The sequence below is a fragment of the Duganella sp. BJB476 genome (assembly GCF_003416895.1).
GTDB lineage: Bacteria > Pseudomonadota > Gammaproteobacteria > Burkholderiales > Burkholderiaceae_D > Rugamonas.
The window spans coordinates 38,332-63,540 of record NZ_QVIO01000001.1 but is presented as its reverse complement, the minus strand read 5'-3'; the positions used below and the strand labels follow the sequence as shown (position 1 = coordinate 63,540).

The 25,209-nt window shown below is 62.8% G+C and carries 20 protein-coding genes; 6 read left to right on the top strand and 14 right to left on the bottom strand.

Annotated elements, in window-relative coordinates; genetic code table 11:
• Positions 1–20 precede the first annotated feature (20 nt).
• The 7 genes from gltA to D0T21_RS00230 all read right to left on the bottom strand — a co-directional run bounded on the left by gltA (position 21) and on the right by D0T21_RS00230 (position 6,054).
• Positions 21–1,322: a citrate synthase gene (gltA, locus tag D0T21_RS00260; protein ID WP_116987887.1), complete on the bottom strand. Its 1,302-nt coding sequence runs from the start codon at positions 1,320–1,322 to the stop codon at positions 21–23.
• Between the two features lie 62 nt (positions 1,323–1,384).
• Positions 1,385–1,666 (bottom strand): succinate dehydrogenase assembly factor 2, encoded by a 282-nt coding sequence (locus D0T21_RS00255; protein WP_008450683.1) that lies wholly within the window; start codon positions 1,664–1,666, stop codon positions 1,385–1,387.
• A 58-nt stretch (positions 1,667–1,724) separates the two neighbouring features.
• A complete protein-coding gene (locus D0T21_RS00250) occupies positions 1,725–2,435 on the bottom strand; it encodes a succinate dehydrogenase iron-sulfur subunit (RefSeq protein WP_090314620.1) in 711 nt (236 codons plus the stop codon).
• A 10-nt stretch (positions 2,436–2,445) separates the two neighbouring features.
• Positions 2,446–4,224, bottom strand: coding sequence for a succinate dehydrogenase flavoprotein subunit (gene sdhA, locus D0T21_RS00245; RefSeq protein WP_116987886.1), 1,779 nt, complete (start codon positions 4,222–4,224; stop codon positions 2,446–2,448).
• Positions 4,225–4,226: 2 nt separating this feature from the next.
• On the bottom strand, positions 4,227–4,592 hold the full coding sequence (gene sdhD / locus D0T21_RS00240; RefSeq protein WP_116987885.1) for a succinate dehydrogenase, hydrophobic membrane anchor protein: 366 nt from the start codon (positions 4,590–4,592) through the stop codon (positions 4,227–4,229).
• Between the two features lies 1 nt (position 4,593).
• On the bottom strand, positions 4,594–5,016 hold the full coding sequence (gene sdhC, locus D0T21_RS00235) for a succinate dehydrogenase, cytochrome b556 subunit (RefSeq protein ID WP_116987884.1): 423 nt from the start codon (positions 5,014–5,016) through the stop codon (positions 4,594–4,596).
• Positions 5,017–5,244: 228 nt separating this feature from the next.
• The gene (locus D0T21_RS00230) at positions 5,245–6,054 is read right to left on the bottom strand and encodes a GntR family transcriptional regulator (RefSeq protein WP_116987883.1); all 810 of its coding nucleotides are present in this window, start codon (positions 6,052–6,054) and stop codon (positions 5,245–5,247) included.
• Positions 6,055–6,300: 246 nt separating this feature from the next.
• On the opposite strand from D0T21_RS00230, the gene D0T21_RS00225 reads away from it, so the two are divergent.
• The 5 genes from D0T21_RS00225 to D0T21_RS00205 all read left to right on the top strand — a co-directional run bounded on the left by D0T21_RS00225 (position 6,301) and on the right by D0T21_RS00205 (position 13,125).
• Positions 6,301–7,293: a malate dehydrogenase gene (locus D0T21_RS00225; RefSeq protein WP_116987882.1), complete on the top strand. Its 993-nt coding sequence runs from the start codon at positions 6,301–6,303 to the stop codon at positions 7,291–7,293.
• A 102-nt stretch (positions 7,294–7,395) separates the two neighbouring features.
• Positions 7,396–8,400: a CoA ester lyase gene (locus D0T21_RS00220; protein ID WP_116987881.1), complete on the top strand. Its 1,005-nt coding sequence runs from the start codon at positions 7,396–7,398 to the stop codon at positions 8,398–8,400.
• A complete protein-coding gene (locus D0T21_RS00215) occupies positions 8,400–8,906 on the top strand; it encodes a hypothetical protein (protein WP_116989296.1) in 507 nt (168 codons plus the stop codon). The genes D0T21_RS00220 and D0T21_RS00215 overlap by 1 nt, the downstream gene beginning before the upstream one ends.
• A gap of 97 nt (positions 8,907–9,003) precedes the next feature.
• The gene (acnA, locus tag D0T21_RS00210) at positions 9,004–11,712 is read left to right on the top strand and encodes an aconitate hydratase AcnA (protein ID WP_116987880.1); all 2,709 of its coding nucleotides are present in this window, start codon (positions 9,004–9,006) and stop codon (positions 11,710–11,712) included.
• Between the two features lie 144 nt (positions 11,713–11,856).
• The gene (locus D0T21_RS00205; RefSeq protein ID WP_116987879.1) at positions 11,857–13,125 is read left to right on the top strand and encodes a DUF2863 family protein; all 1,269 of its coding nucleotides are present in this window, start codon (positions 11,857–11,859) and stop codon (positions 13,123–13,125) included.
• Between the two features lie 27 nt (positions 13,126–13,152).
• On the opposite strand, the gene D0T21_RS00200 is transcribed toward D0T21_RS00205, so the two are convergent.
• The 7 genes from D0T21_RS00200 to cphA (D0T21_RS00170) all read right to left on the bottom strand — a co-directional run bounded on the left by D0T21_RS00200 (position 13,153) and on the right by cphA (D0T21_RS00170) (position 22,674).
• Positions 13,153–13,443 (bottom strand): hypothetical protein, encoded by a 291-nt coding sequence (locus tag D0T21_RS00200; RefSeq protein ID WP_147328013.1) that lies wholly within the window; start codon positions 13,441–13,443, stop codon positions 13,153–13,155.
• A gap of 28 nt (positions 13,444–13,471) precedes the next feature.
• Positions 13,472–13,936, bottom strand: a complete 465-nt coding sequence (locus D0T21_RS00195) for a CYTH domain-containing protein (protein WP_116987877.1) — start codon at positions 13,934–13,936, stop codon at positions 13,472–13,474.
• Between the two features lies 1 nt (position 13,937).
• A complete protein-coding gene (locus tag D0T21_RS00190) occupies positions 13,938–15,062 on the bottom strand; it encodes a M14-type cytosolic carboxypeptidase (RefSeq protein ID WP_116987876.1) in 1,125 nt (374 codons plus the stop codon).
• A 54-nt stretch (positions 15,063–15,116) separates the two neighbouring features.
• Positions 15,117–16,187, bottom strand: a complete 1,071-nt coding sequence (locus tag D0T21_RS00185) for a patatin-like phospholipase family protein (RefSeq protein ID WP_116987875.1) — start codon at positions 16,185–16,187, stop codon at positions 15,117–15,119.
• Positions 16,188–16,305: 118 nt separating this feature from the next.
• The gene (locus tag D0T21_RS00180; protein ID WP_116987874.1) at positions 16,306–17,769 is read right to left on the bottom strand and encodes a catalase; all 1,464 of its coding nucleotides are present in this window, start codon (positions 17,767–17,769) and stop codon (positions 16,306–16,308) included.
• 141 nt (positions 17,770–17,910) lie between these two features.
• The gene (gene cphA, locus D0T21_RS00175) at positions 17,911–20,481 is read right to left on the bottom strand and encodes a cyanophycin synthetase (protein WP_116987873.1); all 2,571 of its coding nucleotides are present in this window, start codon (positions 20,479–20,481) and stop codon (positions 17,911–17,913) included.
• 27 nt (positions 20,482–20,508) lie between these two features.
• A complete protein-coding gene (gene cphA, locus D0T21_RS00170; RefSeq protein WP_116987872.1) occupies positions 20,509–22,674 on the bottom strand; it encodes a cyanophycin synthetase in 2,166 nt (721 codons plus the stop codon).
• A gap of 261 nt (positions 22,675–22,935) precedes the next feature.
• Here cphA (D0T21_RS00170) and D0T21_RS00165 point away from each other — a divergent pair, with 261 nt between their 5' ends.
• Complete coding sequence (locus tag D0T21_RS00165) at positions 22,936–25,209, top strand: ABC transporter ATP-binding protein (protein WP_116987871.1); 2,274 nt, start codon at positions 22,936–22,938, stop codon at positions 25,207–25,209.

Sequence of the window (25,209 nt, the reverse complement as noted above, 5' to 3'; positions counted from 1 at the left end):
TGTGCTGCAAAGACCGGCGATTAACGCTGGTCCAGCGGCTTGACGTCGCGCGTGGTCGAACCAACGAACAGCTGGCGTGGACGGCCGATTTTCTGTTCCGGATCGGCGATCATTTCGTTCCACTGGGCGATCCAGCCGATGGTGCGAGCCATGGCGAAGATACCGGTGAACAGCGACACTGGGATGCCCAGGGCGGATTGCACGATGCCCGAGTAGAAGTCGACGTTCGGGTACAGCTTGCGCGAAACGAAGTATTCGTCGTTCAGTGCAATCTTTTCCAGTTCCATCGCCAGCTTGAACAGTGGGTCGTCTTGCAGGCCCAGCTCTTCCAGCACTTCGTAGCAGGTTTCGCGCATCAGTTTTGCACGCGGGTCGAAGTTCTTGTACACGCGGTGACCGAAGCCCATCAGCTTGACGCCGGAGTTCTTGTCTTTCACCTGAGCGATGAAGGCAGGAATGTTCTCGACGGTGCCGATTTCTTTCAGCATGTTCAGTGCCGCTTCGTTGGCGCCGCCGTGGGCAGGGCCCCACAGGCAGGCGATACCGGCAGCGATGCAGGCGAACGGGTTGGCGCCCGACGAACCGGCCAGACGGACGGTCGAGGTCGATGCATTCTGCTCATGGTCCGCGTGCAGGATCAGGATGCGGTCCAGGGCGCGCACCAGCACGTCGTTGACTTTGTATTCTTCGCACGGATTGCCGAACATCATGCGCATGAAGTTGGCGCTGTACGACAGGTCGTTGCGCGGATACATGAACGGCTGGCCCATCGAGTACTTGTAGGCCATCGCCACCAGGGTAGGCATCTTGGCGATCAGGCGGATGGCCGAGATCTCGCGCTGCTTGGCATCATTGATGTCCAGCGAGTCGTGGTAGAACGACGCCAGCGCGCCGACAGTGCCAACCAGCACCGACATCGGGTGCGCGTCACGGCGGAAGCCGCGGAAGAAGAATTGCATCTGCTCGTGAACCATGGTGTGCTTGGTCACGGTTTCAACGAACTTCTCTTTTTCAACCTTGTTCGGCAGTTCGCCGTTCAGCAGCAGGAAGCACGACTCCATGAAGTCGGCGTTCACGGCCAGCTGCTCGATCGGGTAGCCGCGGTACAGCAGCTCGCCCTTGTCGCCGTCGATGTAGGTGATCGACGAGTTGCATGCAGCGGTCGACATGAAGCCTGGATCGTAGGTGAACTTGCCGGTGCCGGCGTACAGTTTGCGGATGTCGATCACGTCAGGACCGACGGTGCCTTTGTAGATCGGGAATTCTACCGATGGGCTGCCATCGGAAAACGATAGGGTGGCTTTGTTATCAGAGGTGTTCATGGACTCTTCCTTCTTGGAGAGATGCGACAAATAAAAAAAACGAAACTTTTCTGGGTGTGTCTTTACGCGCGACGCAGTCGCTGCAACAGTGCGTGCACATGCGGCAGATCGACCTCGCCTTCCGGCTCCTTGCGGGCCAGTACCAGATCCATCAGGGCATTGTCCGACAAATCGAGGAGCCGCGTGAATGCGTCCACTTCTTCGTCGGTCAATTCGGTTTCATGCGCATCGAGAAAACGGGTCAGGATAATGTCGTTTTCCAGCAGGCCCCGGCGGGAACGCCACCGCAGGCGCGCTCGGTTGGCGGGGTCGGCCTGATGCGCTGAGCTGTTCGGTTCAGTCATATGGATGTGCTACTTTATACGAAAACGGGCGGCGGGACCGCCGCCCGTGTGGTACCGCTTAGATCGCGCGGCGAACCATCAATTCCTTGATCTTGCCGATCGCCTTGTTCGGGTTCAAACCCTTAGGGCAAACGTCGACGCAGTTCATGATCGAGTGGCAGCGGAACAGGCGGTACGGATCTTCCAGGTTGTCCAGGCGCGCGCCGGTGGCTTCGTCGCGCGAGTCGGCGATGAAGCGGTAGGCTTGCAGCAGGCCGGCAGGACCGACGAACTTGTCCGGATTCCACCAGAACGATGGGCACGACGTCGAGCAGCAGGCGCACAGGATGCACTCGTACAGGCCGTCGAGCTCTTCGCGCTCGGTCGGGGATTGCAGGCGTTCTTTTTCAGGACGGATCGAATCGTTGATCAGGTAAGGCTTGATCGAATCGTACTGTTTGAAGAACTGGGTCATGTCGACGATCAGGTCGCGGATCACCGGCAAGCCTGGCAGCGGACGCAGCACGATAGGCTCGGTCAGCTCGTTCAGGTTGGTGGTGCAGGCCAGGCCGTTTTTACCGTTGATGTTCATCGCGTCCGAACCGCACACGCCTTCGCGGCACGAGCGGCGCAGGGCCAGCGAGTCGTCGACGTCGGACTTGATGCGCTGCAGTGCGTCCAGCAGCATCTTGTCGGTGTCTTTCAGCTCAACCGTCACGTCCTGCATGTACGGCTTGGCGTCCTGGTCCGGATCGTAACGATAAATTTTCAGTTTGAGAGTGCGTGCCATGTTCTAGCCCTTAGAAAGTACGTGGTTTCGGTTTGAAGGTATCAACCGTCAATGGCTTGGTAACGACCGCTTTGTATTCCAGTCGGTTGCCTTCCGAATACCACAGGGTGTGCTTCATCCAGTTGTCGTCGTCGCGGTGCGGGAAATCGTTGTGGGCGTGGGCGCCGCGCGATTCCTTGCGGGCTACGGCCGACGTGATCGTCGCTTTCGCGGTTTCGATCAGGTTGTCCAGTTCCAGCGCTTCGACGCGCGCGGTGTTGAACACCATGGATTTGTCCTTGAACGACACGTGCTTGCGACGCTCGTCCAGCACCATGATTTCCTTGGCGCCCTGGGTCAGCATTTCGTCGGTACGGAACACGCCGCAGTACTTCTGCATCGTGGCGCGGATGTCGTTGGCGACGCCCTGCACTTTTTCCGAGCCGGTCGAGGTTTCCAGCTTGTTCAGGCGGCCCAGCGCGAAGTCGGCGGCGTCCTTCGGCAGAGGCTTGTTCTCTTTCTGCTTCAGGTTCGAGGCGACCACGTGGTTGCCGGCTGCGCGGCCGAAGACCAGCAAGTCCAGCAGCGAGTTGGTGCCCAGGCGGTTGGCGCCGTGCACCGAAACGCAGGCGCATTCGCCGATCGCGTACAGGCCGTTGACGACCTTCTGCGAGCCGTCGGCGTTAGGCGTGACGACCTGGCCGTGGATGTTGGTTGGAATACCGCCCATCTGGTAGTGGATGGTTGGTACGACCGGGATCGGCTCCTTGGTCGCGTCGACGTTGGCGAACTTGTGGCCGATTTCCAGAATCGACGGCAGGCGCTTGGCGATGGTGTCGGCGCCGATGTGGCGCAGGTCCAGCATGACGTGATCCTTGTTCGGACCGCAACCACGGCCTTCCTTGATCTCCTGGTCCATCGAGCGCGACACGAAATCGCGCGGCGCCAGATCCTTCAGCGTCGGAGCGTAACGCTCCATGAAACGTTCGCCTTCGGAGTTGATCAGGATACCGCCCTCGCCGCGCACACCCTCGGTAATGAGGACGCCGGCGCCGGCCACGCCGGTCGGGTGGAACTGCCAGAATTCCATGTCCTGCAGCGGCAGGCCGGCGCGTGCCGCCATGCCCATGCCGTCGCCGGTGTTGATGAAGGCGTTGGTCGATGCGGCGAAGATGCGGCCTGCGCCGCCGGTGGCGAAGATGGTGGTCTTCGCTTCCAGGATCATCGTTTCGCCGGTTTCCATTTCCAGTGCCACCACGCCAACCACGTCGCCTTCGGCGTCGCGGATGATGTCGATCGCCATCCACTCAACGAAGAAGTGGGTGCGGGCGCGGACGTTGCGCTGGTACAGGGTGTGCAGCAGTGCGTGGCCGGTACGGTCGGCCGCGGCGCAGGCGCGCTGCACGGCTTTCTCGCCGAAGTTGGCGGTGTGGCCGCCGAACGGACGCTGGTAGATGGTGCCGTCTGGATTGCGGTCGAACGGCATGCCGAAGTGTTCCAGCTCGTAGACGACCTTCGGTGCTTCGCGGCACATGAATTCGATCGCATCCTGGTCACCCAGGTAGTCGCCACCCTTGACGGTGTCGAACATATGCCAGAACCAGTTGTCTTCGGCCATGTTGCCCAGCGAGGCGCCGATGCCGCCCTGCGCCGCCACGGTGTGCGAGCGGGTCGGGAAGACTTTGGACAGCACCGCCACGTTCAGACCGGCTTCAGCCAGTTGCAGGGATGCGCGCATGCCGGAGCCGCCGGCGCCGACGATTACCGCGTCAAAGCGGCGGGTAGGGATTGCAGATTTAATAGCTGCCACGATTACACACTCCAGAGTATCTGTACCGACCAAACGGCACAAGCGACCAACCACAGGATGGTGGCGATTTGCAGGGTCAGGCGAAGGCCGACGGCTTTGACGTAGTCCATCCAGATGTCGCGCACGCCGATCCAGGCGTGGAAGAACAGGCCGAACAGGGTTACGGCGCTGATCAGCTTGAACCACTGCTGCGCGAACAGGCCAGCCCAGCCTTCATAGGTGAAGTTCTGGCCGGTGAGGAAGGAAATCAGCAGGATGGCGGTGTACAGCACCATCATGATGGCGGTCACGCGTTGTGCCAGCCAGTCGCGCATGCCGTAGCCGGCGCCGACGACCAGGCGTTTAGGTCCGATATTGTTATTTGCCATCTCAGAAAACTCCAAACAGTTTGAGGGCGACGATCACGGTCAGCGTCAGGCTGACGATCAGCACGCCGGCCGACGATTTGCGGGCCGAATCCTTGTCCAGGCCGATGTGGGCATCCATCACCAGGTGGCGTACGCCAGCGCAGAAGTGATGCATATAACCCCAGACCAGGGCCAGGATGATCAGTTTGACCAGCGGGTAGGAAACTATCCCCTGGTAGTAGGCGAAGGAGATCTCGGAGCGCAAGCTCTGCTCCAGCAGATAGAGCACGAAAGGCAGCAGGCCAAACATCATGAAGCCGCTGATACGGTGCAGGATGGAGACGATCGCGGCCAAAGGCATGCGGTAGTTGGACAATTCAGTAACATGAATGTTAGTGAATTGAGGCCGTTCTTTTTTTGGGGTTTCCCTTACGGCTTCTGACATAACAAGACCTCCTAAGCTTAAACAAAAATATCGAGACTGCGATTTTCGCCGATTTTCGCACTCATAACCAATATCTATTGTTACATATAACTAAAATAGTGTTTGGCAACACTAAGCGGCGGCTACTTTCCGTAGCTCAACGTATTATCAGCGCAACAATGCTACCGGGGTGTGACGCCGCCCTGTTTTCGCTGCCTGAAGCGGCTTTTCCGGTGCTTCAGGGTCTCCCTAATTCAATTCATTGTGATAGTGATGGCGCTCCGTGGAGTACAAGCCACGGCGCAATTCCACGGCCTTGTCGCCATATGTGAACGACACGCGCTCGGACGCCAGCAAGGGCGTATTGACGGGAATATGCAGCAATTGGGCATCTTCGGCGCCGGCGCAGACGGCGCGGATCTTCTCCGTCGCGCGTATCATGCGGGTGCCGAATTCGGATTCGAACAGGCCGTACATCGGCCCCTTGTACTCGACCAGGCGCTCGGCGGTCAGTCCCTTGAAGGTCATGCCCGGCAACCACAGCTCCTCGACGATGGTAGGCAGGCTGTCGAAGGATTGCACGCGCTTGATGAAGATGACGGCATCGCCGGACTTCAGGTCCAGCAGGCGCGCCACGTCGGCGGGCGCGCGCATGCGCTTGACTTCGATGAATTTGCTTTCCGGGTAGTGCGGCACGCCCTCGTCGGGCATCAGGCGCAGGAAGCGGAAATGGGCGCGCGCCTCATGGTGGGTGGACACGAAAGTGCCCTTGCCCTGCTTGCGCATCACCAGGTTTTCCGCCGCCAGTTCGTCGATCGCCTTGCGCACCGTGCCCTGGCTGACCTTGAAACGGTTGGCCAGCTCCACTTCGCTGGGGATCAATTCACCCGGTTTCCACTCGCCCGATTGCAGGCTTTGCGTGATCAGCGCCTTGATTTGCTGGTACAGTGGGGAGAAAGTCGGCGACGGCGCGGCCGCGGAGCCCGCAGACGGTCCGGCAGCCCCGCCGGTGCTGACGGCAGTGGAATTGCTGTTCGGATTGGGCGGGACTGAATTCATAGACCAAGATTTCACCACAAATGCCCGGTGCCGTCCAGCAAAAACAAGCAATAACTTATCTGTCTTATATAAGACATAAGATAGGATTGACAGATGCCATCCACAGGCCTACACTCCCCGGCGAGACGCTCTAGCTAACGCTTCGGCAACCATTCTAAGCGCTCAATTTGCAGTATGATTACGATTTCCCGGACCGGCACCGGTCCTGCTTCGAGAACGTTTTAATTCCCACTTTGGAGATTCATCATGGCTAAAACCCCAATGCGTGTTGCTGTCACCGGCGCCGCCGGTCAAATCGGTTACGCTCTGCTGTTCCGCATCGCCAATGGCGACATGCTGGGCAAAGACCAACCAGTCATTCTGCAATTGCTGGAAATCGCCGACGAAAAAGCCCAGAAAGCGCTCAAGGGCGTCATGATGGAAATCGACGACTGCGCCTTCCCGCTGCTGGCCGGGATGACCGCCCACTCCGACCCGATGACCGCCTTCAAGGATGTCGACCACGCCGTGCTGGTTGGCGCCCGTCCACGCGGCCCAGGCATGGAACGTAAAGACCTGCTGGAAGCCAATGCCCAGATCTTCACCGTACAAGGCAAGGCGCTGGATGCCGTCGCATCGCGCAATGTTAAAGTACTGGTGGTCGGCAACCCAGCCAACACCAACGCCTACATCGCCATGAAATCGGCGCCTTCGCTGCCGGCCAAGAACTTCACCGCCATGCTGCGCCTGGACCACAACCGCGCGCTGTCGCAAGTGGCCGCCAAGACCGGCACCGCCGTCAAGGACATCGAACAGCTGTGCGTATGGGGCAACCACTCGCCGACCATGTACGCCGACTACCGTTTCGCTACCGTGAACGGCAAGAACGTCAAGGACCTGATCAACGACCAGGAATGGAACGCCAACACCTTCCTGCCGACCGTCGGCAAGCGCGGCGCAGCGATCATCGAAGCACGCGGCCTGTCGTCGGCAGCATCGGCAGCCAACGCAGCCATCGACCACATGCACGACTGGCACGTCGGCACCGGCGGCAAGTGGACCACCATGGGCGTTCCTTCGGATGGTTCGTACGGCATCCCTGAAGGCACCATGTTCGGCTTCCCGGTGACCACCGAAAACGGCGAATACAAAATCGTCCAGGGCCTGGAAATCGACGCGTTCTCGCAAGAGCGCATCAACCTGACCCTGAAAGAACTGACCGAAGAGCGCGAAGGCGTCAAGCACCTGCTGCCAGCCTAAGTTCTGACATCACCGCAAGTGGAACCGGTTAAACCACCGATCCGCCGCACCCGCCGCGCTGCCGAGAGCAGCGCGGTGTCTGTATCTACTCAAGATTCCCGCATGCACCCATCCGAGGTTTTATTCCAGGGCAATCGCCAGCCGCTGCTGCTGCCGGCTTGCGACCATTACGCCGGCTCCGAAAAGCTGATGCGCAAATCGATCGCCCTGCAACAAGAGCTTGGCCCCCTGTTCGACATCACCCTCGATTGCGAAGACGGCGCCAGCGCCGGCAACGAGGAAGCCCACGCCCGCCTGGTGGTGGAGCTGCTGCTGTCGGACGAGAACAAATTCAACCGCATCGGCGCCCGCGTGCACGATGTCGCCAGCCCGTTCTTTTCCCAGGACGTCGAGATCATCTGCGCCGCCGCCCGGCGCCTGGCCTACGTGGTGCTGCCCAAGGTGCACGGCGCCAAGGAAGTCGCCGCCGCCATCAAGCTGATCAACACCCACGCCGCCAAGGCCGGCCGCAAGGACCTGCCGGTGCACGTGCTGATCGAAACCCACGGCGCGCTGCGCGAAGCCTACGACATCGCCGCCCTGCCCCAGGTGCAGTGCCTGTCGTTCGGCATCATGGATTTCGTCTCCTCGCACTACGGCGCGATTCCCGCCAACGCGATGCGCACGCCGGGCCAGTTCACGCACCCGCTGGTGGTGCGCGCCAAGCTGGACATCGCCGCCGCCTGCCACGCGCACGGCAAGGTGCCGTCGCATAACGTGACCACCGAGATCAAGGACACGGCGGTCGCCGCCAACGATGCCCAGCGCGCCGCCGCCGAATTCGGCTACACGCGCATGTGGAGCATCCACCCGAACCAGATCAAACCAATTATCAAGACCTTCACGCCGCGCCTGTCCGAGGTCAGCGAGGCGGCCGCCATCCTGCTTGAAGCAGAGGCGAAGCAATGGGGGCCAATTTCCCAAAACGGGCGCTTGCATGACCGTGCAAGCTACAGATACTATTGGACCGTTTTACAGCGCGCCAAGCTGGCCGGGCTGAGCTTGCCCGAGTCCGCCACCACGCTGATGAACGGCAGCCCCACCGACCCCACACTGGAAACACCATGATGTCCATCTCCAAACTACTCCTGGCTTGCAGCTTCGCGCTGGCCTCCATGACCCTGGCCGCCGGCGCGCAGGCGCAGACCACCGCGCCAGCCAAAAAAACCGTCAAGAAGGCGGGCAAATCCAAAGCCGCCGCCAAGCCGGCCGAAGCCAAGACGCCGGACGAAGACGCCGACGAACCGGCCATCACCGATGACGCCGTGACCGAGTTCGACTGCGAACTGGGCAACAAGATCACCATCTACGCCAACGCCAACGACGAGGCGCACATCGCGCTGCGCTGGAAGAAGCGCCTGCACCGCCTGACCCGCGTGGGCACCACCACCGGCGCGCAGCGCTTTGAAAACAAAATGTACGGCCTGATCTGGATCGGCATTCCGTCCAAGGCCATGCTGCTGGACTCCAAGCAGAACCGCCAGCTGGCCAACGAATGCCGCAACGCCGAGCAACTGAAACCGGTCGCCGCCAATCCATCGGAGCCGACCAGCACCAAGGTCACGTTCCACTAAGTTAGTTACAAATAAGTTCCAAAAGGGGCGCGCCGACACGGGCGCCAGCACCACGGTTTTAACTTCAATAATAGACGATACCCACGAAGGAGAGGTCATGTCCCGCAACACTCTGAACACGCTTAAGGATTTCAACATTTCCGGCAAAAAGGGCAAGTTCTACTCCCTGCCAGCCCTGGAAAAGAGCCTGGGCGCCAAAATCTCCCGCCTGCCGGTATCGATCCGTGTTGTGCTGGAATCCGTGCTGCGTAACTGCGACGGCAAGAAGGTCACCGAAGAACACGTCAAGCAGCTGGCCAACTGGGGCGCGACCGCCGACCGTACCGACGAGATCCCATTCGTAGTCGCCCGCGTGGTGCTGCAGGACTTCACCGGCGTGCCACTGCTGGCCGACCTGGCCGCGATGCGCAACGTCGCCTACAAGATGGGCATCAACGCCAAGAAAATCGAACCACTGGTCCCAGTCGACCTGGTGGTCGACCACTCGGTCACCATCGACCACTTCCGCGAAAAGGGCGCGCTGGACCTGAACATGAAGCTGGAATTCTCGCGCAACAACGAGCGCTACCAGTTCATGAAATGGGGCATGCAAGCCTTTGACACCTTCGGCGTCGTGCCTCCTGGCTTCGGCATCGTCCACCAGGTCAACCTGGAATACCTGGCGCGCGGCGTGCACAAGACCACTGACGGCGTGTACTACCCGGACACCCTGGTCGGCACCGACTCGCACACCACCATGATCAACGGCATCGGCGTAGTCGGCTGGGGCGTGGGCGGCATCGAGGCGGAAGCCGGCATGCTGGGCCAGCCAGTCTACTTCCTGACCCCGGACGTGATCGGCGTGAACCTGACCGGCATCCTGCGCGAAGGCTGCACCGCAACCGATCTGGTACTGACCATCACCGAACTGCTGCGCAAGGAAAAAGTCGTCGGCAAGTTCGTCGAGTTCTTCGGCGAAGGCACCGAGACGCTGTCGCTGACCGACCGCGCCACCATCGCCAACATGGCGCCTGAATACGGCGCGACCATGGGCTTCTTCCCGGTTGATGACGCCACCATCGAATACTTCGAAGGCACCGGCCGCACCAAGGACGAAATCGCTGCATTCGCCGCCTACTTCAAGGCCCAGGGCCTGTACGGCGTACCGAAAGCCGGCGACATCGACTACACCCGCGTGGTGGAACTGAACCTGACCAGCGTTACGCCTTCGCTGGCCGGTCCTAAGCGTCCACAGGATCGTATCGAAATCGGCAACGTGAAGAACAACTTCACCGAACTGTTCTCGAAGCCGACCACCGACAACGGCTTCAACAAAAAAGCCGACGACCTGAACAAGACCTACACCACCACCAACGGCGTGAACGTGAAAAACGGCGACGTGCTGATCGCTGCGATCACCTCGTGCACCAACACCTCGAACCCGAGCGTGCTGCTGGCCGCCGGCCTGCTGGCGAAGAAAGCCGTCGAAGCCGGCCTGACCGTCGCTCCGCACATCAAGACCTCGCTGGCTCCTGGCTCGCGCGTTGTGACCGAGTACCTGACCGCCGCCGGCCTGCTGCCATACCTGGAGCAACTGGGCTTCGGCGTGACCGCCTACGGTTGCACCACCTGCATCGGTAACGCCGGCGACCTGACCCCGGAACTGAACGCCGCGATCAGCAGCAACGACATCGTCGCTTCGGCCGTGCTGTCCGGTAACCGCAACTTCGAAGCGCGGATCCACCCGAACATCCGTTCGAACTTCCTGGCATCGCCACCGCTGGTCGTGGCCTACGCCATCGCCGGCAACATGACCGTCGACCTGATGACCCAGCCAGTTGGCAAGGGCAAGGACGGCAAGGACGTGTACCTGGGCGACATCTGGCCGACCTCGAAAGAGATCGCCAAGCTGATGAAGTTCGCGATGAACTCGAAAGTGTTCAAGTCGAACTACGCCGACGTCAAGGGCAACCCAGGCAAGCTGTGGGAACACGTGTCGTCGACCGAAGGCAATGTCTACAACTGGCCAGCGTCGACCTACATCGCCGAGCCACCGTTCTTCGACGGCTTCGAGATGACCCCGAAAGCGGCCGCCACCGGCATCACCGGCGCGCGCGCACTGGGCGTGTTCGGCGACTCGATCACCACCGACCACATCTCCCCTGCCGGCTCCATCAAGGAAGACGGTCCAGCGGGCAAATGGCTGCTGGCGAACGGCGTGATGAAGGCGGACTTCAACTCCTACGGCTCGCGTCGCGGCAACCACGAGATCATGATGCGCGGCACCTTCGCCAACGTGCGTATCAAGAACCGCATGATTCCTGCCAAGGCGGACGGTTCGGCGGTTGAAGGCGGCATCACCATTCACCAGCCTACCGGCGAACAGCTGTCGATCTACGACGCAGCGATGAAGTATGTTGCTGAAGGCACGCCAACCATGGTGTTCGGCGGCGAAGAATACGGCACCGGCTCGTCGCGCGACTGGGCAGCCAAAGGCACCCAGCTGCTGGGCGTGAAGGCTGTGATCGTGCGTTCGTTCGAACGTATCCACCGCTCGAACCTGGTCGGCATGGGCGTGCTGCCGCTGCAATTCATCGGCAACGACAGCGTTGAATCGCTGGGCATCACCGGCAAGGAAGTCTACGACCTGAAGGGTCTGGAAGGCGAGATCAAGCCACAGCAACTGGCGACCCTGGTCATCCATCGCGAAGGCAAGCCGGCACAGGAAGTGAAAGTGCTGCTGCGTATCGATACCCCGATCGAAGTCGACTACTACAAGCATGGCGGTATCCTGCCATTCGTGCTGCGTCAGCTGCTGGCCGCCTAAGCGGTTAGTTGCTTCACAGAAGACGCCGGCTAGCCCGGCGTTTTTTTATGCACGTTTGCTGAATCAACTACAATACGGTTCATAAGGGTTATCATCTGCATGACTGATCCGCTTTATCCACTTTTATGAGACTCTTATTGCGCTATGCGTCGTCCAAACAAAGATTCATCCCATAAGTTGTCTGCCGAGAGCCAGCGCCTCGTCACCTATGCCCTCGCAGTCGGGCAGGCGGCCAGCCGTATCGAAGAGCGGGCCTGGGAACACAGCCTCGATGCGCAGCTCCACAAACTCCTCAAGACCGGTCACCAGGAAACCATCGATTCGACCTTGAACAGCCTGTTCAAGGAAGACCTGAACGCGTACGACGTGTTGATGGATGGCGTGGAAGCGGTCAGCGAATCGAGCAGCATCACCGTCGAAACCGACGGCGTCGCCAAGCAGTACGACGTGCTGCTGGTGGCCGCGCCCATCCTGGCGTGGACCCGCTTCGCCATCGCTTCGGGCGCGATCCCGGCCGATATCCTGAGCACGCTGTCGGCGCACTTCTCAGCCCACCTGCTGGCCGACGGCACGCACATGGCGATGTCGCCGACGCTGTTCTCGATCGACCAGCTGCCGCGCAGCCACGTCGAGACGTATGCCAAGGTGCACAAGCTGGCGCAGGCCGCGCTCAAGGGCACGGTGCTGAAGGCCGACACCAAGGTGCCGGAGACGGCGCCCTTCCTGGCCGACACCCGCTACCTGCTGGTGGCCGTGGTGACGCCGGCTGGCGGCCCGCTGTTCCGCTGGCAGATGCCGGCCAACCAGGCCAACTTTGTCACTGAACGCACCAACGCGCTGGAGCAGTGGCGCGCGCAGGTCACGCCGACCATCAACCGTTTGCTGCCGGGTTGCGGCGTCGAGCTGCTGCTGCCGGAGGCTTACTACATGGCCTGCCGCGAGGCGGACAAGTTGATACGTCCGGTATCGATCCGCGCCGCCGTGCACTACCTGACGCATACGCTGGCGATCGAGCCATCCGAACTGCGCGCGGTGATCGCCGGCTTCGGCGAGGAAAACGCCGACGGCCAGATCGACGAATACCGTGTGGCCTTCACGCAGCGCTCGTCGCCGGATGTGATCTACGGCGTGGTGTGGCCGCTGTACGGGCAGGAAGATGAAGAAGGCACGCCGCCGGAAGGTCCGCTGCAAGGCGGTCCTGGCGGCGTGGTGCAGCAGCCGATCACGCCGGTGGAGGAAATCATCACCCACCTGAACGAGGCCGGCGTTACGCAGATCAAGAAGCACAGCGAGCGTTTCGTGGCCGAGTTCTGCGACGACTGCGGCGCGCCGCTGTTTGCCGACCCGGTCGGCGAACTGGCGCACGCGGAAATGCCCGAGGATACGCCTACCGGCACCGAGCACTTCCACTAAGCAAAACGCCCTCAAATGAGGGCGTTTTTATTTTGGGGCCGGCGGTGGCGACAAGTAGATGACGATAGGTTGCGGCGGCTGTGCAGCCACCTGCGTGAAAGCAGACTGCGCCTGCGGTTTCAGGATCTGGCCGAGCGTAATGCCCAGGCCGCCAAAACCGATGAACAGGCCGATCAGGCTGGCCACCATCCATTTGTGGGTTTCGGCCGACATCTTGTGCATTTCAGCACGCAAGGCCTCAATGTCCGCCTTCGTCGCTAGCGTTGGCAGGATGGCATTGTAGTGCGCCTCAAGTGCGGCAAATCGCTCGTTGTCCATCCAACCAGCTTAGTACAAATCCACCGAGCTACCAAGCCGAATACGGGTGCTTTATCAGGCTGGAGTTGAGGTAGCGCAGGTCATCGGTGACTTCGTCGCCCATCCATTCCGGCTTGTCGAACGCCTGGTCTTCCGAACTCAATTCGATCTCGGCGACCACCAGTCCGGCGTTCGCGCCGAGGAACTCGTCGACTTCCCACACGTTGCCGGCGTAGTCTATGCGGCGGCGATATTTTTCGATCAGCGGCTGCTCGCACAAGCGGTCCAGCAGCTCGACCGCGTCGGCCATCGGGATAGCATACTCCCACTCGCCGCGCGTGGCGCCGACGTTGCGGCCCTTGATCGTCATCACCGCCCGATCGCCCTCGATGCGCACCCGCACCACGCGATCCTTGTGCGACGACAGATAGCCCTGGCGGAAAAACACCGGCTCGCCAAGGCTCTTCCACGCATCGCCGCGCAACAGGAACTTGCGCTCGATTTCAACGCCCATCTCAGGCGTCCAGCGACAGCAGGATAGGTTGCAGGATGGACGCGCCCAGCGCCGCGCTGCGGGCGCCGTTCCAGCCCACGTGCGGATCCGGCAGGTCGGCGTTGTCCTTGAACGGCATCTCCAGGGTCAGCGCCAGGCAGCCGAAGTGGTGGCCGACGTACTTGGACGCCAGGGTCAGCATGTCTTCCTTGTACTTGCTGGCGGCGTAGCCGTATTTGTCCTGGAAGTCCGGGCTGGCGTTCTTGTAACGGTCGATGAAATCCTGCTGCTTGACGCGGCGCTCTTCGCTAAAGTTCTCCAGCATCTCGTTACCGGCCACGAAGTTGTACGGCAGCGCCTCGTCGCCGTGGATGTCGAAGAACATGTCGATGCCGGTTTCGTGCATCTTCTGCTTCACGTACAGCACTTCCGGGCTGCGCTCGACCGATGGCGTCATCCACTCGCGATTCAGGTTGGCGCCCGAGGCATTGGTGCGCAGGTTGCCGCGCACCGAGCCGTCCGGATTCATGTTCGGCACGATGTAGAACACGCAGCGCTGCAGCAGCTTGCGGGCGATCGGATTGGCGTCGTCCAGCAGCGAATCGATCAGGCCTTCGACGAACCACTCGGCCATCGACTCGCCCGGATGCTGGCGCGCGATGACCCAGATTTTCTTTTCCGCTTCCGGCTTGCCGATGACGACCAGATTCATGTCGCGGCCGTCGATGGTGTTGCCCAGGTCCTGCACGCGGGCCAGCGGATGCTCGGCCACCTCGCCCAGCAGGCGCAGATGGCGCTCGAACGAATACGGCTCGAAGTAGGCGTAGTAAACGCTGTCGGTGTCCGGCGAGTGCTTGATGGTCATGACCTCGCCATCGAAGGCGGTCGGCACGCGGAACCAGTTTTCGGTGTCGTAGCTGGCTACGGCCTGGTAGTCCTCATAGCCCTTGGCGTAGGTGGCCTGGCCGGCGTTCAGGAAGCGCATGCGCACCTGCTGGCCGCGCGCGCCCTGCAGGCGGAAGTGGAACCACTGGTGGATGTCGGCGTGCGAGTCCTTGCGCAGATTCAGTTCGATCTCCGCCGCGCTGTCCGCGCGCAGCACCTCGATGGCGCCGGAGTCAAAGTTTTGGCTGATTTTGATAGTCATGTCGATCCAATATGAAGTGAATGCCGATGACGCTATTTTACCAGCGGCCGGCAACTAGGGCGGCGGCAGCTCGTGGATGGCGATGCCCTCGATCGGATCGATCTCGCGGTCCCATGGCCGCAGCGCGATCATGCGCTGGGTGTCTTCGTAGCCGGCCTGCCAGCGGGCGCGGATGCCGGCGGCGCTGAAGTCGATGTCCTTGGTGTGGTCCTCGTTGCCGACGCGCGGCGATTTGAGCGACACCACGTGCATGGTGGTGCCGCAGCCCCACGCGGCCAGCTCGCGCACCTCGGGCGACATCGCCGCTTCGTCCGACAGGTGCAGCGTCAATTGGCGGATCACGTGGCGCAGCCGGTGCAGCTTGCGCTGCTGCTCGATATTGCTGGCGCGGCTGGCGTACTGGATCTCCTTGTACTTGTCCAGCACCTGCAACATGCTTTGCGGCTCGCTGCCGTCCGGGTTCCACACCTGCACCGAGAAGATCACCGAGCTGCGGCGCGGCTCGTCGTCCAGCACCGCCTCGATCGGCGTGTTGGAATAGATGCCACCGTCCCAGTAGGGCTGGCCGTCGATGCGCACAGCGGGAAAGGCCGGCGGCAGCGCGCCGGAGGCCATCACGTGCGAGGCGCTCAGCGTGTCCTTGCGGCTGTCGAAATAGCGCATGCCGCCGGTGCGCGCATTGACCGCGCCGACCGTGAAGCGGGTATCGCAATCGTTGAGGCGCTCGAAATCGACCAGCGTATCGAGCGTGGTGCGCAGCGGCGCGGTTTGATAGTAGGAAGCGTGTTCGACGCCGACCTTGGCGTCGGGATTCCACCACGAGGAGAGATTGGGTTCGAAGAAGGCCGGTATGCCCTGCCCCATCGTCACCGCGTTGGCCAGCGCGCGCGGCATGACGGAGAAGCCGAGCGCGTTCTGCTCCATGCGGTGCCAGAACTGGCGCAGCCTATCCATGCGGTAGCGCGGCTCGTTGCCGGCGATGATGGCGCCGTTGATGGCGCCGATGGAAGTGCCGATCACCCAGTCCGGCTCGACGCCGGCTTCGTGCATGGCCTGGTAGACGCCCACCTGGTAGGCGCCCAACGCACCGCCGCCCTGCAGCGCCAGTACGACTTGCCCCGGCATCGAAGGCGACGAGAGCTGAGCGGGTTTGCGATTCAAGTGTGACCTCCGGAAGGATGCGGACTACGCTGCACTGCACCATCCGATTGTAGTGCAATTCAGCGTCGCCCGCAGCCTTCCTTTATGCCACCACTACACCCTTGGCGGCCAGCGCGGCGCGCACGCCGGCGCCGTAGGCCGGGTCGGCCAGGTCGAAGTGGGCCAGCTGGCGGGCGATGATCTCGGCGCTCACCTGGCTCAGCGGACCGGCGATGTTGTCGAACAGGTTCTGCTGCTCCTGCGCCGGCATCAAACGGAACAGATTACCGGCCTGGGTGTAATCGTCTTCCTTGCCGCGGCCGTCGTAGCGGGCCGCGCCGCCTTGCAGCGCCAGCGCCGGTTCGCCGTGGCCCAGGCCTTGCGGCTGGCTGCCGCCCGCTTCGGTGGCTGCGTAGTTCTGCTCCGCGCCGCCGTTGGCGATCGCCATCGCGCCGTCGCGCTGCTGGTTGTGGAAGGGGCAGCGCGGCGCGTTCACCGGCAGGTGCTGGTGGTTGGTGCCGACGCGGTACAGCTGGGCGTCGTGGTAGGCGAACAGGCGCGCTTGCAGCATCTTGTCCGGCGAGTAGCCCAGGCCAGGCACCACGTTCGATGGCGACAGCGCGGCCTGCTCCACTTCCGCGTGGTAGTTCAGCGGGTTGCGGTTCAACTCGAACACGCCGACCGGAATCAGCGGGAAGTCCTTGTGCGGCCAGACCTTGGTCAGGTCGAACGGGTTCCAGCCGGTGCGCGCTTCCCATGCGGCCAGTTCGGCCTCGGTCGCCACTTGCAGCTTGACGTCCCACTGCGGGAAGTCGCCGGCGGCGATGGCGCCGAACAGGTCGCGCTGCGCGTAGTCCGGGTCGGTGCCGGCGATGCGGGTGGCTTCGGCGGCGGGCAGGTTCTTGATGCCCTGCTTCGTCTTCAAGTGCCATTTGACGTAGACGCGTTCACCGGCGGCGTTGATCAGGCTGAAGGTGTGGCTGCCGAAACCGTCCATGTGGCGGTAGCCGTCCGGCGTGCCGCGGTCGGAGAACAGCATCGTCACCTGGTGCAGGCTTTCCGGCGTCTTGCTCCAGAAGTCGAACATCATGGTCGGCGATTTCAGGTTGGTCTGCGGGTCGCGCTTTTGCGTGTGGATGAAGTCGGGGAACTTGATGCCGTCCTTGATGAAGAACATCGGCGTGTTGTTGCCAACCAGGTCCCAGTTGCCTTCCTCGGTGTAGAAGCGCATGGCGAAGCCGCGCGGATCGCGTTCGGTGTCGGCGCTGCCCTTCTCGCCGCCGACGGTGGAGAAGCGCACGAAGGTGTCGGTCTTCTTGCCGATCTCGGAGAACAGCTTGGCCTTGGTGTATTTGGTGATGTCGTGGGTGACGGTGAAGCTGCCGTAGGCGCCCGAACCCTTGGCGTGGACCACGCGCTCAGGGATGCGCTCGCGGTTGAAGTGCTGCAGCTTTTCGATCAGATGGAAGTCTTGCAGCAGCAGCGGGCCGCGCGGGCCGGCGCTGGCGGAATTCTGGTTGTCGGCGACCGGGATGCCGGAGGCGGTGGTGATAGGTGGCTGGCTCATTGCTATGACTCCTCGTTGTTTGATAGTGAAATCATTCTACCCATACAACGTCATAAATAAAATCTATATATATTTATGGAATCGATAGTCATTAACAATGAGTGCGGGCGTAAAAAAACCGGGGACTGGCCCCGGTTGGTTTTACGCTTCGGCGATGCGCTTGGCGATGTGGGCCAGCGCGTCCTCGACCTGATCGACCAGGATCAGGCACAGGTCGCCCTCTTTCAGGCGGCCCAGGGCGGTGTCGATGGCGAGGAACTCGCCGTAGATTTCCTGGATGTGCGTGGTGCGCGGCGCGCCGTTCAGGCCCGAACGCAGCAGGCCCACCACTTCACCGTCCACACGGCCACGCTGGCAGGCGTCTTCGTACAGGATCACGTCGTCGAAGGCGCGGCCGAGGATCTGCGTCTGCTGCGTGATGTCCTGGTCGCGGCGGTCGCCGGCGCCGCTGATGACCACCGAGCGGCGCTTGGCCGGCATGGTTTCCACCGCCTGCACCAGCGCCAGGATGGCGTCCGGATTGTGGCCGTAGTCGGCGATCAGCGTCGCACCCTTGTAGTCGAACACGTTGAAGCGGCCCGGCGCGTTGTCGGAATCGTTGGCGAAGGTTTTCAGGCCGAGGCGGATCGCATCCCAGCTGATACCCACGCCCCACGCGGCGGCGACCGACGCCATCACGTTCTCCACCTGGAAGCCGATGGCGCCGTTGCGGGTGATCGGCACTTCCGACAGCGCGATGCGCTGCAGGTTCTTGCCTTCGGCGGCGACCACATGGCCGTCTTCCACGTACACGGTGCGGCTGCCCTGCGCCAGGTGCGTGGCGATCACCGGATGGCCACGTTCGGCGCCGAAGAAGATCACCTTGCCGCGGCAGTTGGCCGCCATGCCGGCGACGATAGGATCGATCGCGTTCAGCACCGCGAAGCCGCTCTCGGAGACGTTCTGCACGATCACGCGCTTCAGCACGGCCAGGTCTTCCACTGTGGTGATGTAGTTCAGGCCGAGGTGGTCGCCGCTGCCGATGTTGGTGACGACGGCAACCTGGCAGCGGTCGAAGGCCAGGCCTTCGCGCAGCACGCCGCCGCGCGCGGTTTCAAACACCGCAGCGTCGACGTCCGGGTGCAGCAGCACGTTGCGCGCGCTGCGCGGGCCGCTGCAATCGCCGCTGTCGGTCTGGCGGCCTTCGATGTAGACGCCGTCGGTATTGGTCATGCCGGTGCGCAGGCCGCTGGCGGTCAGCAGGTGGGCGATCAGGCGCACGGTGGTGGTCTTGCCGTTGGTGCCGGTGACGGCGACCACCGGAATGCGGCCGTTCTCGCCCGGCGCGAACATGGTGTTGACGATGGCTTCACCCACCGCGCGGCCTTTGCCGAACGATGGCGCGATGTGCATGCGCAGGCCGGGGGCGGCGTTGACTTCGACCACGCCGCCGCGCTGGTTCTCGATCGGTTGCAGCACGCCGTCGCAGACCACGTCGACGCCGCAGATATCGAGGCCGATCATCTGCGCCGCTTCCACCGCGCGCGCCGCCACTTCAGGGTGCACGTCGTCGGTGACGTCGGTGGCGGTGCCGCCGGTCGACAGGTTGGCGTTGTTGCGCAGGATGACGCGCTGGCCCTTGGCCGGGATCGAATCGGCTTCCAGGTCTTGCAGCGCCAGGCGCGCGAGGGCGATGTCGTCGAAGCGGATCTTGGTCAGCGAGGTCGAATGGCCGCTGCCGCGGCGCGGGTCGGCGTTGACGATGTTGACCAGTTCACGCACGGTGTTCACGCCATCGCCCACCACCTGCGGCGGGTCGCGGCGCGCGGCGGCCACCAGCTTGTTGCCGATGACGAGCAGGCGATAATCGTGGCCAGGCAGGTAGCGCTCGACCATGATGTCGTCGCGGAATTCCTTGGCCGTGTGGAAGGCCTTCTCCAGGTGCTCCTTCGACATCACGTTGACCGTGACGCCCTTGCCCTGGTTGCCGTCCTTGGGCTTGACCACCACCGGCAGGCCGATTTCCAGCGCGGCCGCCCAGGCGTCTTCGGCGTCTTCCACCGAGCGGCCGATAGGCACCGGCACGCCGGCCGCGTGCAGCAGTTTCTTGGTCAGTTCCTTGTCCTGCGCGATCGATTCGCCGATGGCGCTGGTGCTGTCCATTTCGGCGGCCTGGATGCGGCGCTGGCGCGAGCCCCAGCCGAACATCACCATGCTGCCTTCGGTCAGGCGGCGGATCGGGATGTCGCGCGCGACGGCGGCACTGACGATGGCGCCGGTGCTTGGGCCCAGGCGCACGTCTTCATCCAGGTCGCGCAGTTCGTTCAGCGCGCCGGTCAGGTCGAACGGGGTGTCGGCCAGGGCCGAGTTGATCAGGTTGTGCGCCAAGGTCATCGCCAGGCGGCCGACCGCTTCTTCGGTGTACTCGACCACGGTCTGGTAGATGCCGTCTTCCAGCGTGGCCGTGGTGCGGCTGAAGGTGACCGGGCAGCCGGCTTGCGCTTGCAGGCTCAGTGCCGCCACTTCTAGCACGCGCGCCAGCGGCACGGCGTCGGTGTGACCGGTGGTTTGCAGGGCGCCGATGGCGGGAAAGCGCGCGTGCAGGCGCTGCTCGAAGCCGGGCAGCGTGGCGATCGACTGCTCCTCGGGCGGGCACGATACGATCACTTCCACCGCCGTGTGGTGGCTCCAAAGATTCGGGCCGCGAAGGGCGCGGGTGCGGATGACTTCCATAAATCTGCTTGTTCTTTCAGTGATGTATCAGTGATGAGTTCGCTTTGGGTTCGCATCAAACGTGCGCAGGCCGGCGCCTATCAGCTCCGGCGACAGGCCCAGCGCCCAGCCGGCGGCGATCGCGGCCAGCACGGCCTCCGGCGGCACCAGCGGCGACAGCGGCAGGCTGGCGACATCGTCGTAGCCTTGCGCCAGCACGATGCGGTCCGCGCGCTGGAACACCACGCGCTTGCCGTCCTGGCGGTGTTCGGCGATGGCGGCCAGGTGCTCGTCGACGCCGTAGAAGATCACTTCGCCGTCGCACAGCTCGGCCATGTCGACCACTTGCGCGTCGGCGGCGTTGAGCACCGCCACGCCGCTCGGCAGGATGACGTCGACCTGGGTGCGCAGCACGCCGTACAGCTTGTCGAGGCTAGGGATATGGAACTCGGCCACGTCTTCGAAATCGCTGACGTCGGTGACCACGCCGACCGCGCACTTGTCGTAGGCCAGGCCTTCGGTCAGGATCATGCGGGCGCTGGCTTCGAACACGCCGGCTTCGACATTTTTGTTCAGCAGCAGCCGCTCGCCGGTTTCCCAGTCGCTGAAGCCGTCGCGCGGCAGCAGGCGGCCGTTGACGAACAGGCCGTCGGCGCAGGCCAGGCCGACCTTCTTGCCGCTGATTTGCAGCAGCCAGGCGATCAGGCGCGAGGCCATGGTGGTGCCGTGCTTGCCGGTGATGCCGACGATCGGCATGCGGCCTCCCTCTTCGGGCGCGAACAGGTGGTCGACGATGGCTTCGCCGACGTTGCGCGGCTCGCCGCTGGCCGGCTTCAGGTGGGCCAGCAGGCCCGGGCTGGCGTTGACTTCGATGATGGCGCCGCCCGTTTCGTGCAGCGGGCGCGAGATGTCGGAGGCCACCACGTCGATGCCGGCGATGTCCAGGCCGACCACGCGCGCGGCCAGCGTGGCCATCGCGGCCACTTGCGGGTGCACCTGGTCGGTGACGTCGAAGGCGACGTTGCCGTTCGGCTGGATCAGCACCTTCTGGCCGTCCTGCGGCACAGAGTAGGCGGTCATGCCCTGGCGCTCCAGCTCCAGGATGATCTCGGCGCCGTGCTCCGGCGCCAGCGCGTTCAGCGGCGAATCCTCGGTGGTGCCGCGGCGCGGATCGGTGTTGATCTGGTCGTCGACCAGCTCGATGATGTTGGATTTGCCGTTGCCGGTTACCCACAGCGATTCACCGGCGGCGGCGGCGATCAGGCGCTTGCCCACCACCAGCAGGCGGTGTTCGTTGCCGGCGATGAAGCGCTCGACGATCACGCTCTTGCTGTCGCCCTTGCGCGCGGCCAGCACGTAGGCGGCGGTGACGTCGGCTTCGGTCATCAGGTTGAGCGAGACGCCGCGGCCGTGGTTGCCGTCGTACGGCTTGACCACCACCGGCACGCCGATGTCCTGCGCCGCTTCCCACGCCGCTTCGGCGCTGGTGACCAGCTCGCCTTCGGGCACGGGCACGCCGCAGGAGGACAGCAGCGACTTGGTCAAGTCCTTGTCGCTGGCGATGCCTTCGGCGATGGCGCTGGTTTCTTCGGTTTCGGCGGTCCAGATGCGGCGCTGCATGGCGCCGTGGCCCAGCTGCACCAGGTTGCCGTCGGTCAGGCGGATCGATGGGATCTTGCGCACGGTGGCGGCATCGACGATGTTGGCGGTGCTCGGGCCCAGGCACACCGACTCGACCAGGTCGGTCAAATCGATAATGGTGGCGGCCAGATCGTAAGGTTTGTCTTCGATCATCGCCATCAGCAAGTCGCGGCCGGCGGCCAGCGCGGCGCGTCCCACCTGCTCCTGGCGGGTGCGGAAGGCCATCTTGTACAGGCCGGTGCCGTCGCCGATCTGGCGCGTCTTGCCGAAGCCGGTCTTCATGCCGGCCAGGTTTTGCAGTTCGAGCACCACGTGTTCGAGGATGTGACCGGCATACGTGCCGTCGCGCAGGCGCTCCAGGAAGCCGCCGTGCTCGCCCACGCCGCAGCGGTGGACGATCAGCCCCGGCAGGATCGCGGTCAGGCGCTCATACAAGCCAGGCAACAAATTCGAGGGAAATTTCTCCAGTTCGCCAATGTCCAGCCACGCCTCGATCACCGGGCGATAGGTCCAGATGTTGGGTCCGCGCAAATGGGTTACGCGGAGAACTTCTATGTCTTTCTTCTTGGTCATGTTTCTATTCTTGTATCTTTGTTATCAGCCGTGGCCAGCCCGCGCCGTATTTTAACCTCTGTACCACCGCCTGCGGCCAAATTGCATTTGGCCCACCCTGCGCGTGCGTTATACTTGCCGCCAACAAAACACTGGTTATTCTTGATTTCTGTCAAGGATGTAACCAATGACAGAATACCGTAAATAAAGCACTTATATCAGTCGCAACTTCGACTAGTTCCACCTTTGTTCCACCTTTTCGCCACCGGAGTACGCTGCACGATGACAACAGAACAACTTTCCTCCAACTCCAGCCAGAGCGAGCTTCCTGAACGCTGGCGTTCCGAGATACAGGCACAACTTTCCCAAGGGGAAAACGTTGTAAGTGCCCTGGAGGTTGACTTGGATGAACAACTTCGTTTCGCCAAGGGGATAATTCTCGTCACCGAACGCGGCGTGCTGGCGCGCGCGCCGGGCCGCAGCGACTGGCAACGTTGGCCTTTCGCTAAGGATCTGGCGCTGAAACACCACGACCACGCGGGCGTCGGCCACCTGGAACTGATCGACGACGGCGGCCGCCTGGGCGCCTGGCGCTTCACGCTGGGCCAGAACCTGCATGCGATCCGCCTGGTCGAGCAGTTCGGTGCGCACCGCGACAGCCATGCGCTGGGCGTGCCGGTGGTACGCGAGGAAAAGAATGTCTGCCCGAGCTGCAAGGCGCCGCTGGAGCCGGAACAGGAAGAGTGCCCGATCTGCACCAAGGTGGTCTACACGCCGCCGTCGACCTGGACGCTGTTCCGCCTGTGGCGCTTCGCCAAGCCGTACAAGCTGCCGCTGGGCTTCGGCTTCGCGCTGATGCTGCTGTCGACCGGCGCGCACATGATCCCGCCCTACCTGACCATCCCGCTGATGGACAAGGTGCTGATCCCCTACCAGAACGGGCAACCGGTCGATGCCTCGCTGGTGGCGCTGTACATGTCGGGCCTGGTGGCGTCGGCGGTGCTGGCGTGGGTGCTGGGCTGGGGCAAGACCTATGTGCTGGCGCTGGTGTCGGAGCGCATCGGCGCCGACCTGCGCACCGAGACGTATGACCACCTGCTGCGGCTGTCGCTGGAGTACTTCGGCGGCAAGCGCACCGGCGATTTGATGTCGCGCATCGGCAGCGAGAGTGACCGCATCTGCGTGTTCCTGTCGCTGCACCTGCTGGACTTCGCGTCGGACTGCCTGATGATCATCATGACCGGCGTGATCCTGTTCTCGATCGATCCGTGGCTGGCAATCTTCACGCTGCTGCCGCTGCCGTTCATCGCGTGGCTGATCCACGTGGTGCGCGACCGCCTGCGCACCGGCTTCGAAAAGATCGACCGCGTGTGGGGCGAGGTGACCAACGTGCTGGCCGATACCATCCCGGGCATCCGCGTGGTGAAGGCGTTCGCGCAGGAGTCGCGCGAAGCGTCGCGCTTCCGCACCGCCAACAAGCACAATCTGGCGGTCAACGACAAGCTCAATAAAATCTGGTCGCTGTTCTCACCTACCGTGTCCTTCCTGACGGAGCTGGGCTTGCTGGTGATCTGGGTGTTCGGCATCTACCAGGTGTCCAAGGGCCATATCACGGTCGGCGTGCTGTCGGCCTTCATCGCCTACTCCAGCCGCTTCTACGGCCGCCTGGATTCGATGAGCCGCATCGTTTCGGTGACGCAGAAATCGGCGTCGGCCGCCAAGCGCATCTTCGACATTCTCGACCACGTGTCGTCGGTGCCCGAACCCACCAATCCGGTCAAGCTGGCCAAGGTGGACGGCAACATCACCTTGCGCGAAGTGGGCTTCCGCTATGGTAACCGCGCCGTCAACCGCGGCATTTCGCTGGACATCAAGGCCGGCGAGATGATCGGCCTGGTGGGCCATTCGGGCTCCGGCAAGTCGACGCTGGTCAACCTGATCTGCCGTTTCTACGACGTATCGGAAGGCGCGATCATGCTGGACGGCGTAGACATCCGCTCGTTCGCGGTGTCGGACTATCGCCGCAACATCGGCCTGGTGCTGCAGGAGCCGTTCCTGTTCTTCGGCACCATCGCCGAGAATCTGGCCTACGGCAAGCCGGAAGCGACGCGCGCCGAGATCATCGCCGCCGCGCGCGCGGCGCATGCGCACGAGTTCATCCTGCGCCTGCCGCAGGGTTACGATTCGATGGTGGGCGAGCGCGGACAAGGCTTGTCCGGCGGCGAGCGCCAGCGCATCTCGATCGCGCGCGCGCTGCTGATCGATCCGAAGATTTTGATCCTCGACGAGGCCACGTCCTCGGTCGATTCCGAGACCGAAAAAGAAATCCAGCGCGCGCTGGAAAACCTGGTGCAAGGCCGTACCACGATCGCGATCGCGCACCGCCTGTCCACCTTGCAGAAGGCGGACCGCCTGGTGGTGCTGGACCGCGGCGTGGTGGTGGAAGAAGGCGCGCACGACGACCTGATGGCGCGCGAAGGCGCCTACTTCCGCCTGTATCAGGCGCAGGCCCGCAACGTCGACACGGATCTCGACGACAGCGGCAGCAAAGAATAA

Excerpts from the sequence above, each read along its gene's own strand:
- gltA (WP_116987887.1), bottom strand. The coding sequence starts at position 1,322 with ATGAACACCTCTGATAACAAAGCCACCCTATCGTTTTCCGATGGCAGC.
- D0T21_RS00255 (WP_008450683.1), bottom strand. The coding sequence starts at position 1,666 with ATGACTGAACCGAACAGCTCAGCGCATCAGGCCGACCCCGCCAACCGA.
- D0T21_RS00250 (WP_090314620.1), bottom strand. The coding sequence starts at position 2,435 with ATGGCACGCACTCTCAAACTGAAAATTTATCGTTACGATCCGGACCAG.
- sdhD (WP_116987885.1), bottom strand. The coding sequence starts at position 4,592 with ATGGCAAATAACAATATCGGACCTAAACGCCTGGTCGTCGGCGCCGGC.
- sdhC (WP_116987884.1), bottom strand. The coding sequence starts at position 5,016 with ATGTCAGAAGCCGTAAGGGAAACCCCAAAAAAAGAACGGCCTCAATTC.
- D0T21_RS00230 (WP_116987883.1), bottom strand. The coding sequence starts at position 6,054 with ATGAATTCAGTCCCGCCCAATCCGAACAGCAATTCCACTGCCGTCAGC.
- D0T21_RS00225 (WP_116987882.1), top strand. The coding sequence starts at position 6,301 with ATGGCTAAAACCCCAATGCGTGTTGCTGTCACCGGCGCCGCCGGTCAA.
- D0T21_RS00220 (WP_116987881.1), top strand. The coding sequence starts at position 7,396 with ATGCACCCATCCGAGGTTTTATTCCAGGGCAATCGCCAGCCGCTGCTG.
- D0T21_RS00215 (WP_116989296.1), top strand. The coding sequence starts at position 8,400 with ATGTCCATCTCCAAACTACTCCTGGCTTGCAGCTTCGCGCTGGCCTCC.
- acnA (WP_116987880.1), top strand. The coding sequence starts at position 9,004 with ATGTCCCGCAACACTCTGAACACGCTTAAGGATTTCAACATTTCCGGC.
- D0T21_RS00205 (WP_116987879.1), top strand. The coding sequence starts at position 11,857 with ATGCGTCGTCCAAACAAAGATTCATCCCATAAGTTGTCTGCCGAGAGC.
- D0T21_RS00200 (WP_147328013.1), bottom strand. The coding sequence starts at position 13,443 with ATGGACAACGAGCGATTTGCCGCACTTGAGGCGCACTACAATGCCATC.
- D0T21_RS00195 (WP_116987877.1), bottom strand. The coding sequence starts at position 13,936 with ATGGGCGTTGAAATCGAGCGCAAGTTCCTGTTGCGCGGCGATGCGTGG.
- D0T21_RS00190 (WP_116987876.1), bottom strand. The coding sequence starts at position 15,062 with ATGACTATCAAAATCAGCCAAAACTTTGACTCCGGCGCCATCGAGGTG.
- D0T21_RS00185 (WP_116987875.1), bottom strand. The coding sequence starts at position 16,187 with ATGCCGGGGCAAGTCGTACTGGCGCTGCAGGGCGGCGGTGCGTTGGGC.
- D0T21_RS00180 (WP_116987874.1), bottom strand. The coding sequence starts at position 17,769 with ATGAGCCAGCCACCTATCACCACCGCCTCCGGCATCCCGGTCGCCGAC.
- cphA (WP_116987873.1), bottom strand. The coding sequence starts at position 20,481 with ATGGAAGTCATCCGCACCCGCGCCCTTCGCGGCCCGAATCTTTGGAGC.
- cphA (WP_116987872.1), bottom strand. The coding sequence starts at position 22,674 with ATGACCAAGAAGAAAGACATAGAAGTTCTCCGCGTAACCCATTTGCGC.
- D0T21_RS00165 (WP_116987871.1), top strand. The coding sequence starts at position 22,936 with ATGACAACAGAACAACTTTCCTCCAACTCCAGCCAGAGCGAGCTTCCT.